Annotated in this window: 10 protein-coding genes; 8 read left to right on the forward strand and 2 right to left on the reverse strand. The window is 70.3% G+C overall.

Annotated features, from left to right (window positions below):
* Together infB and rbfA are read left to right on the forward strand one after the other, a co-directional pair.
* Nucleotides 1-2,023, forward strand: a 2,023-nt coding sequence (gene infB / locus RWP81_RS10585) for a translation initiation factor IF-2 (protein WP_314455895.1), incomplete at its 5' end; no start/stop codon positions are given.
* Nucleotides 2,024-2,237: 214 nt separating this feature from the next.
* Nucleotides 2,238-2,735: a 30S ribosome-binding factor RbfA gene (rbfA, locus tag RWP81_RS10590; RefSeq protein ID WP_314455897.1), complete on the forward strand. Its 498-nt coding sequence runs from the start codon at nucleotides 2,238-2,240 to the stop codon at nucleotides 2,733-2,735.
* Between the two features lie 294 nt (nucleotides 2,736-3,029).
* Here rbfA and RWP81_RS10595 read toward each other — a convergent pair whose 3' ends face one another.
* Nucleotides 3,030-3,908: an A/G-specific adenine glycosylase gene (locus tag RWP81_RS10595; RefSeq protein ID WP_314455899.1), complete on the reverse strand. Its 879-nt coding sequence runs from the start codon at nucleotides 3,906-3,908 to the stop codon at nucleotides 3,030-3,032.
* Between the two features lie 190 nt (nucleotides 3,909-4,098).
* Here RWP81_RS10595 and RWP81_RS10600 point away from each other — a divergent pair, with 190 nt between their 5' ends.
* The 5 genes from RWP81_RS10600 to RWP81_RS10620 all read left to right on the forward strand — a co-directional run bounded on the left by RWP81_RS10600 (nucleotide 4,099) and on the right by RWP81_RS10620 (nucleotide 7,393).
* Complete coding sequence (locus tag RWP81_RS10600) at nucleotides 4,099-4,605, forward strand: hypothetical protein (RefSeq protein WP_314455901.1); 507 nt, start codon at nucleotides 4,099-4,101, stop codon at nucleotides 4,603-4,605.
* Nucleotides 4,605-5,498, forward strand: coding sequence for a tRNA pseudouridine(55) synthase TruB (gene truB, locus RWP81_RS10605; RefSeq protein ID WP_314455903.1), 894 nt, complete (start codon nucleotides 4,605-4,607; stop codon nucleotides 5,496-5,498). Before RWP81_RS10600 ends, truB begins: the two co-directional genes overlap by 1 nt.
* Nucleotides 5,495-5,863, forward strand: a complete 369-nt coding sequence (locus RWP81_RS10610) for a hypothetical protein (RefSeq protein WP_243224292.1) — start codon at nucleotides 5,495-5,497, stop codon at nucleotides 5,861-5,863. Before truB ends, RWP81_RS10610 begins: the two co-directional genes overlap by 4 nt.
* A 169-nt stretch (nucleotides 5,864-6,032) precedes the next feature.
* A complete protein-coding gene (locus tag RWP81_RS10615) occupies nucleotides 6,033-6,452 on the forward strand; it encodes a hypothetical protein (RefSeq protein WP_314455906.1) in 420 nt (139 codons plus the stop codon).
* On the forward strand, nucleotides 6,449-7,393 hold the full coding sequence (locus RWP81_RS10620) for a bifunctional riboflavin kinase/FAD synthetase (protein ID WP_314455908.1): 945 nt from the start codon (nucleotides 6,449-6,451) through the stop codon (nucleotides 7,391-7,393). Before RWP81_RS10615 ends, RWP81_RS10620 begins: the two co-directional genes overlap by 4 nt.
* A gap of 123 nt (nucleotides 7,394-7,516) precedes the next feature.
* Here the strand turns inward: RWP81_RS10620 and RWP81_RS10625 are convergent, their stop codons facing one another.
* Nucleotides 7,517-8,884 carry an MFS transporter gene (locus RWP81_RS10625; protein WP_314455910.1) on the reverse strand — a complete coding sequence of 456 codons (1,368 nt, stop codon included), beginning with the start codon at nucleotides 8,882-8,884 and terminating at the stop codon, nucleotides 7,517-7,519.
* A gap of 141 nt (nucleotides 8,885-9,025) precedes the next feature.
* Here RWP81_RS10625 and RWP81_RS10630 point away from each other — a divergent pair.
* Nucleotides 9,026-9,501: heavy metal-associated domain-containing protein (locus RWP81_RS10630; RefSeq protein WP_314455912.1), on the forward strand; the 476-nt coding region annotated here is incomplete at its 3' end.

Genomic DNA, 9,501 nt, shown 5'->3' on the forward strand with positions numbered 1-9,501 from the left:
CGGTGCTCCCGGTGGCGGCGGCTTCGCCGGTCGCCCCGGTGGCGGTGGCGGTCGCGGCCGTGGCCCCGGCGGTGGAACCGCGGGTGCCTTCGGTAAGGGCGGCGGCAAGTCGAAGCAGCGCAAGTCGCGTCGTGCGAAGCGGCAGGAATTCGAGATGCGGTCGGCGCCGGTCGTCGGTGGCGTCAACGTCTCGAAGGGCAACGGCGAGATCATCCGCCTGCGTCGTGGCGCCTCGATCTCGGACTTCGCCGACAAGCTCGAGGCCCTGCGCGGCTACAACGTTCAGCCCGGCACCCTCGTGACCATCCTGTTCAACCTGGGCGAGATGGCGACGGCGACCGAGTCGCTCGACGAGGCCACCTTCGAGGTGCTCGGCGCCGAGCTCGGTTACAAGATCCAGCTGGTCTCGCCCGAGGACGAAGACAAGGCGCTCCTCGAGGGCTTCGGTCTCGACCTCGATGCCGAGCTCGAGGCCGAGAGCGAGGACGATCTCGAGATCCGTCCTCCCGTGGTCACCGTCATGGGTCACGTCGACCACGGTAAGACGCGACTGCTCGACGCCATCCGTCAGACCAACGTGGTCGCGGGCGAAGCCGGTGGCATCACTCAGCACATCGGTGCGTACCAGATCTGGACCGAGCACGAGGGCATCGAGCGCGCGATCACCTTCATCGACACCCCGGGTCACGAGGCGTTCACCGCCATGCGTGCACGTGGTGCACAGGTGACCGACATCGCGATCCTCGTGGTCGCGGCCGACGACGGCATCATGCCCCAGACGGTCGAGGCGCTGAACCACGCCCAGGCGGCCAATGTGCCGATCGTGGTCGCGGTCAACAAGGTCGACAAGCCCGAGGCCAACCCCGCGAAGGTGCGCCAGCAGCTCACCGAGTACGGTCTGGTCGCCGAGGAGTACGGCGGAGACGTCATGTTCGTCGACGTGTCGGCCCGACAGAACCTCAACATCCAGGCCCTCCTGGATGCGGTGCTGCTCACCGCCGACGCCGGGCTCGACCTCACGGCCAACCCCAACAAGGCGGCCCGCGGTGTCGCGATCGAAGCGAAGCTCGACAAGGGCCGCGGTTCGGTGGCCACGGTGCTCATCCAGTCGGGAACGCTGCGCGTCGGCGATGCGATCGTCGCGGGCACCGCGTACGGCCGCGTCCGCGCGATGATGGACGAGAACGGCGATGCGGTCGACGAGGCATACCCCTCGCGTCCCGTGTCGGTGCAGGGTCTGAACTCCGTGCCCCGCGCCGGTGACGTCTTCATCGTCGCCGAGGAAGACCGCACCGCCCGTCAGATCGCCGAGAAGCGTGAAGCCGCTCAGCGCAACGCTCAGCTGGCCAAGGCCCGCAAGCGCATCTCGCTCGAGGACTTCACCCGCGCTCTCGAAGAGGGCAAGGTCGAGTCGCTCAACCTCATCATCAAGGGCGACGTCTCCGGTGCCGTCGAGGCGCTGGAAGAATCGCTGCTCAAGATCGAGGTCGATGACAGCGTCCAGCTGCGCATCATCCACCGCGGTGTGGGTGCGATCACCGAGTCGGACATCAACCTGGCCACGATCGATAACGCGATCGTGATCGGCTTCAACGTCCGTCCCGACACGAAGGCCCGTGAGCGTGCCGCCCGCGAGGGTGTCGACGTGCGGTTCTACTCGGTCATCTACAACGCGATCGACGACGTCGAGCAGTCGCTCAAGGGCCTGCTCAAGCCGGAGTTCGAAGAGGTGCAGTCGGGTGTCGCCGAGATCCGCGAGGTGTTCCGCTCCTCGAAGTTCGGCAACATCGCCGGTGTCATCGTGCGGTCGGGAACGATCACGCGCAACGCCAAGGCTCGCGTCATCCGCGACGGTGTCGTGCTGGCCGATGGTCTGGCCATCGAGTCGCTGCGCCGCTTCAAGGACGACGTCACCGAGGTGCGTACGGACTTCGAGGCCGGTATCGGTCTCGGCAAGTTCAACGACATCCAGATCGGTGACGAGATCGAAACGACGGAACTCATCGAGAAGCCGCGAGGCTGATCGTCGTGCGGGAGTCGTGCCACTGGGCGCGGCTCCCGCTTCGGCCTGCGGGGTGTGCATCTCCGAGAGCAGAGCGGGGCCCTACCCCGATGCTCTCGGAGATGCACACCCCTCCGGCCTACGCTGGTGCGGTTGCCCCGCGACGCGCCTCCCACTCGGCAATGAGCCACGGGGCGTTCGACTCGCGGCGGTATGGAACAAGAAGGAGAAGGCAGTGGCAGGGGAACGACAGGCCCGCGTGGCCGACCGCATTCGCGTGGTGCTCGCTGAGCGGCTCGAGAAGGGGCTGCGCGACCCGCGGCTCGGATTCGTGACGATCACCGACGTACGCGTCACCGGCGACCTCCAGCACGCGTCGGTGTTCTACACCGTCATGGGCGACGAGGCGCACCGCAACGACACCGCGGCGGCGTTGAAGTCGGCGACCGGCATGCTGCGCAGCGAGGTGGGAAAGAACCTCAACACGCGTCTCACCCCTTCGCTCGAGTTCATCCTCGACGCGATCCCCGAGAATGCCGATCACATCGCCGCGCTCCTGCGTGAAGCGCGTGAGCGCGACGAGTCGGTCGCGGGACTCGCGGCATCGGCCGCGTACGCCGGTGACGCCGACCCGTACGTCAAGCCGCGCGACACCGATGAAGACGACGACGACCTCGACGAGGACGTCGCCGACGACGACACGGACGACGACGAGGACGACACGCGGGCCTGAGCCCGCTGCGTCGACGGCCGGATGCCCACCCCGAGCGGGTGGCATCCGGCCGTTCGTCGTCTCCCGGCGCCCACACATCCGGCATCTGCGAAGCCGACGGGTCGTCCCGCGCATCGCATGGCGTCATAGCGCAGTGGCGGAGTGCGATCTGCTGATCGCCGGGCACGGGTGCGCGCCCAGCTCGAATCCGGCGCGGCCGATCGCCGCCCCGCACGGAGGCCATGGCGGCGCCGCACCGCGGGAGTTGCGCACCGAGAACGTGGGACGCAGGACTCGAGGCGTCGAACCCCGGGATCAGGATGCCGGATGGCCCGGGAGGCGCAGGATGCCGTCGATCGCCTCGGCGAGGCCGTCCGCCACGAGTGAGTCGATCGCGCGATCGCGCTGGGCGGCGTCCGGCCAGTCGGGCAGCATCGCCGACAGCGGCACGGGCGAGGGCGCAGCACCACGGAGGACCCTCAGCACCGCACCGCGCGCCTGCCGGTCGCTGCCCTCGTAGGTCGCCTGCTTGCGGCGTCTGTCCTCGGACTCCGGATACCCCGCGGCACGCCACGCGCACTGCGCCGCGAGCGGGCACAGCTCGCACTTCGGCGATCGGGCCGTGCAGACGATCGCGCCGAGCTCCATTGCGGCGGCGTTGACGACGGCCGCGTCGACGACGCCGGAGGGGAGTTCGGCATCCATTCGCTCGAGGTCGCGGCGGTGGGGCGGGCCGGGCTGCGCGCGTCCCTCGACGGCGCGGGCCAGCACGCGGCGCGTGTTGGTGTCGACGACCGGATGCCGATCTCCGTACGCGAACACCGCCACCGCGCGGGCGGTGTAGTCGCCGATGCCGGTGAGGGCGAGGAGCGCCTCGACATCGCGCGGCACGACACCGTCGTGCCGGTCGCGGATCTCGACCGCGGCCCGGTGCAGCCACAGCGCTCGACGGGGGTAACCGAGGTTGGCCCACTGGGTCACCGCGTCGCCGGGCGGCGAGGCGGCCAGATCCGACGGGGTCGGCCACCGGGTGAGCCACGCCTCGAGGTACGGGATGACCCGCGCCACGGGGGTCTGCTGCAGCATGAACTCGCTGACGAGCGTGCCCCACGCCCCGAAGCCCTCTCGCCGCCAGGGGAGGTCGCGCGCCGCCTGGCCGTACCAGGTGATGAGCGGGGCGGCGAGTCCTGGCATCCGTCCAGCCTACGAGTGCCCGTGCGCGTGAACCGACACGCATAAACGCTATTCGCTCGCGGAAACACGGTGAGAGCGTGTTTCTGCGCGCGGATCGTGTTCATGCGTGGCAGCGGCGGGACGTCCTCCGAAGGCCACCGGTTTCTGCTGATGGGGGAGGGCGGCGCGGCGGCGAAAGTAGGCTGGGAGCATGTCGTCGTCCGAGAACACCGCCCGTGACCTGCAGCGGAGTCTGCTCGGCCTGATGCGCCAGAACAGCCGCGCGGGTCGCGTCGTGGTCGCCGTCGACGCGCTGGACAGCGACGCGGCCGGCGCCTTCGCGGACGACTTCGCGGCGGCCGTCGAGCAGGAGGGCGCGACCGTCTTCCGCGTCGCCCTCGCCGACGGCGCGCCCGACGCCCGCGAGCGTCTCATCGCGCCCTTTCGCTCGGGTGAACCGTTCGGTTCGGGCGACGTCGCCCCCGCCGACGCGGTACTTGTCGTCTCGGGACGCTTCCTGCACACCTCTGAGGTGCGCGGCCTGTGGAACTTCTCCGTCTGGGTCGAGAGCAACCCGCCGATCGGCGCCCCGCGTCCGGAGCTTCCGGATTCCGAGAAGCACTACCTGCGCACCGCGCGGCCGAAGGCCGCCGCCTCGGTCATCGTCGAGAACTCCGACACGGCCCATCCCGTTCAGGTCTTCGGGGACTTCTGCTGATGGTCCGCGCCGGCATCCTCCTGGTCGACAAGCCGGGGGGCATCACCAGCCATGACGTGGTCTCGCGCGCGCGTCGCGCGCTCGGCACCCGCAAGATCGGGCACGCGGGCACGCTCGACCCCATGGCGACGGGTCTGCTGGTGCTCGGTGTCGAGGGCGCGACACGGCTGTTGACCTACATCGTCGGCGCCGACAAGACGTACCTGGCGACGATCGTGCTCGGCGTGGCCACCGACAGCGACGACGCCGACGGGGTCGAGACGGAGCGGGCGGATGCCACGGCCGTGGCGGCGGTCACCGACGAGGCGATCGCCGCGGGGGTCGCCGCGCTCACCGGCGAGATCGAACAGGTCCCGAGCACGGTCTCGGCGATCAAGGTCGGAGGCCGCCGTGCGTACGACCTCGCCCGCGCCGGCGAAGAGGTCGAGCTGAAGGCCCGACGCGTGACGGTGTCGCGCTTCGAGATTCGCGCGATGCGCCGCGGCGACGGGATCATCGAACTCGACGTCGTCGTCGACTGCACGAGCGGTACCTACATCCGCGCCCTCGCCCGCGACCTCGGGCGCGCGCTCGGCGTGGGCGGACACCTGACGATGCTGCGTCGCACGCGTATCGGGTCGTTCGAGGTGGCCACTGCGGCATCCGTCGACGACATCGCCGAAGACGCCCTCATCGAACCGGCGACGGCCGCAGCGGTCGTGGTCGGAGCCCTCGCGGTCGGGGCGGACGAGGCGCAGGATCTCCGCCACGGCAAGCGCATCGACGGCGGCGGACGACTCACGGGTGCCGTGGCCGCCGCGATCGACCCCGACGGCCGGTTGATCGGCATCGTCGAGAGACGCGGGACGCAGCTGAAGAGCGTCATGAACATGGCGGAGGGGGTCGCGCGATGATCCTGTGGTTCACGCTCGCGCAGGTGGGCATCGCGGTGCTCGCCGGAACCGTCGCCGTCGTCGCCGGTCTCGTCGGCCGGCGGCCGGGGGATGTGACGGTCGGATCCCTCGCGCTCATCGAGCTTCTGCTCGTCGTGCAGATCGTGGTGGCGATCATCGCCCCGTTCGCGGGCAACCCGCCCTCGGGCAGCCTGCTGGAATTCTGGACCTACCTCGTCTCGGCGGCGCTGGTGCCGGTCGCGGGAGTGGCGTGGGCGCTGATCGAACGCAGCCGCTGGAGCACCGTCATCATGGGCGTCGCCGCTCTCGCGGTCGCCGTGATGGTGTGGCGCATGCACGTCATCTGGACGGTGCAGATCGCCTGAGGTCGCCGGATGCCGAGACCTCCGACTCGCACGCACCGCAGGGACAGGCGGCTGAGTTCGTCGAAGCCGCCGGGAGTCGTGTCGGGTCGGTCCCTTCGACAGGCTCAGGGACCTCGCGTGTGGGGAGCGCCGGGCGTTCATGGCTCGGGCGAACTAGAATCGAGGGGTCATGGCATCCACCACTCCCACCCGCCCCCGGGGGATGACCGGCATCGGCCGTGTCCTCGTCGTCGTCTACGGCATCATGGCGCTCGCCGCCACGGGCCGCTCCTTCGTACAGATCGCCCGCGAATTCGATGACGCCCCATTGGCGTACTCGTTGTCGGCGCTCGCCGCCGTCGTCTACATCCTCGCGACCCTCGCCCTCATCTTCTCGGCGCGGCCCGCCTGGTACCGCGTCGCGTGGATCGCGATCGGCTTCGAACTCGTCGGTGTGCTCATCGTGGGCACGCTGAGTCTGGTCGACCCCGCGCTGTTCCAGCACCCGACGGTGTGGTCGGTGTACGGCTACGGCTACCTGTTCATCCCACTGGTCCTGCCGTTCCTCGGCCTGTGGTGGTTGATGCGCCACCGCCGGGCGACGACATGATCGTCTTCCGCGACCCCGCCGAGGTCCCCGCGGGCTTCGGGCCGTCGGTGGTGGCGATCGGCAAGTTCGACGGTGTCCACACCGGCCACCGCGCGGTGATCGACCGGGCCCGCGTCGACGCATCCGATGGGGCGCGGGTCGTGGCGGTGACCTTCGACCGCAATCCTCTCAGCGTGCTGATGCCCGAACGCTGCCCGCCCGACGTGATCGGGCCGCACCAGAAGCTCGACCTGCTGGATCGCGCCGGAGTGGATGCCACCCTGCTCCTCACCTTCGACGATGCGCTGGCGTCGATCGCGGCGGAGGAGTTCGTCCGCGGCATCCTGGTCGACGCCCTCCAGGCGCGCACGGTGCTCGTCGGGCGCGACTTCCGTTTCGGCGCCGGCGGGAGGGGCGATCCAGCGCTGCTCGAGCGGATGGGCGCGGAGCACGCTTTCCGCGTCGACGTGGTCGATGACGTGCGTGCGGTGCACGCCGACCGGCGCGTGTCGTCGACCTGGATCCGCGAGGCGCTGTCGGCCGGCGACGTCACCACCGCCGCACGTCTCCTGGGACGCGCTCCGTCGGTGTGGGGTGAGGTCGTGCACGGGCTGAAACGCGGGCGGGAGCTCGGATATCCGACGGCGAACCTGTCGCAGGACCTCGAGGGCTTCGTGCCGGCCGACGGCGTCTACGCCGGCTGGCTCATCGACGTCGACGGCACGCGCCGCATCAGCTACCCCGCGGCGATCAGCGTCGGTACCAACCCCACGTTCGACGATGTGCACTCCCGGCAGGTCGAGGCTTACGTGCTGGATGAGACGGGGCTCGACCTCTACGGACACCACGTCGAGGTGCGCTTCGTCGAGCGTGTGCGCGGCATGACCGCTTTCGACGGGATCGACGCGCTGCTGGTGCAGATGGCCGACGACGTGGAGCGCACGCGCGCGCTCCTGCGCTGAGTCCCTCCCGCGCCCCGCGCCGCCTCCGGCGGCGAGTCGTGGCATCCGCTCACGGTGTCCGTCCTCGCGCGGACGTCCGCCGCGGGTCAGGATGAGGGTGGCCCGGGAGATGACGGCGTCGGGTCAGTCGGTCCGCGACAGGTGATTGCGGATGCCGAGGAACGACGCCGCAGCCCCCAGCAGCATCAGTGCGGCGGTGACGATGGCGGCGCGGTGGAACCCGTCGAGATCGAGCGACCCGCCGACGACCGCCGAGACCGCCGCGATCGCCAACAGACCGGCGACGCGGGAGACGGCGTTGTTCACGGCCGACGCGATGCCCGACCGCTCGGTCTCGATCGCACCGAGCACGGCCGAGGTCAAGGGCGAGACGGTGGCCGTCAAGCCCAGGCCGAAGAGGACGATGCCGGGGAGTACCTGCGTCCAGTAGTCGAAGTCGTCGCGAACGCTCAGCAGCAGGAGCGAACCGAGCGCCATCAGGAGCGGCCCGAGCGTCATGAACAGCCGCGGGCCGAACCGCCCGGCCAGAGCGCCCATGCGCGAACTCAGCAGGATCATCAGGAGGGTGCTCGGCAGTGAGGCGAGGCCGGCGAGGGTCGCGGACAGGCCCGCACCCTGCTGCAGGTACACGCTCACGACGAAGCCGTTCAGCGAGAGTGCGGCGTAGACGAACACGGTGGCGAGGTTGCCCGCCCAGAAGTTGCGCGCGCGGAACAGGTCGAGCGGCATCATCGGGTCGCGGGCGAGGCGCTGACGCACGATGAAGCCGACGAAGGCGGCGGCGCCGAGGAGTCCCGGCAGCCAGATCACGGGGGACGCCCACCCGAGGTTCGGTTGCTCGATGAGGGCGAACACGACGCCGCCCAGACCGATGGCGCACAGCACCGCCCCGACGACGTCGACGCGCGCGTCGGGACGACGGTGGTCGCGGTGCCCGAGGCGCACGAGGAGCCACATCGTCACCGCGATCGGCACCACGTTCACCAGGAAGGCCAGGCGCCACGACAGCGTGTCGACGAAGATGCCGCCGATCAGGGGGCCGGCGATGATCGCGATGGTCGTGGCTCCGGTCCAGATGCCGATCGCGCGGGCTTGCGCCGGCCCGCGGAAGGTCGAGGTGATCAGGGCGAGCGAGCTGGGCACGAGCAGCGCTCCGGCGATACCCTGCACGGCGCGCGCCACGATGAGGAATTCCGCCGTGGGCGCCGCGGCGATGGCGACCGAGGTGATGCCGAAGCCGATGAGGCCGACACGCAGCACGACCACGCGTCCGAAGACGTCGCTCAGCGACCCGGCGACGAGGATGAACGCGCCGAGGGTCACCAGGTAGGCGTCGACGACCCACTGCTGGGTCGAGAGGCCGCCGCCGAGTTCACCGGCGATGGCGGGAAGGGCGACATTGACGACGGTGCCGTCGAGGAACGACACGAAAGAGGCGAGCACCGCGACGGTCAGTACCATCCGCTGTTCGCGGGTCATCGTCTCGGCCATCGTCCCAGAGTAGGGTCGTGCGGCGGCCGCGGGATAGGGCTGGCGGTCCGGCGGGACGGGGCGGTCCTGCTGCTCGCGGACGGACCTCGGAATACCCCCAGGGGGTATCCTGTTCTGGACGGGGTGACCGAAGGAGGAGCCATGAGCGAGAACACGGATGCCACCGCACCCACGGCCGAGGCGGTGCTCGACATCGACGGCATGACCTGCGCGAGCTGCGTCGCCCGCGTCGAGAAGCGACTGGGTCGGGTGGAGGGGGTCGAAGCCGCCGTGAACCTCGCGACCGAGACGGCGCGCGTGCGTTATCCGGCAGGACTCGACACCGCCGCGCTGATCGACGCGGTCCGCGCGGCCGGGTACGACGCCACCGTCCGTACGAGGGCTGGCCGGCTCCCCGCGACGGGCACCCCGGCATCCCCGCCTCCCGTCGCTTCCGCCACCGAGTCGGGCATCTCGGATGCCGGCACCCGGTCGCCGCACCCCGTCGCCGTTCCGGCCCCGGGCGGCGCGATCGACGTTGTCGCCAGTGACCACTCCGGCGCGCACGACACCGCTACCGGTCACCACGCCGATGTGCACGCCGCCGCCGGCCAGCCGGCCGAGGCGCACCACGAGGG

This window comes from uncultured Microbacterium sp., from assembly GCF_963521695.1.
Taxonomy (GTDB): Bacteria; Actinomycetota; Actinomycetes; order Actinomycetales; family Microbacteriaceae; genus Microbacterium.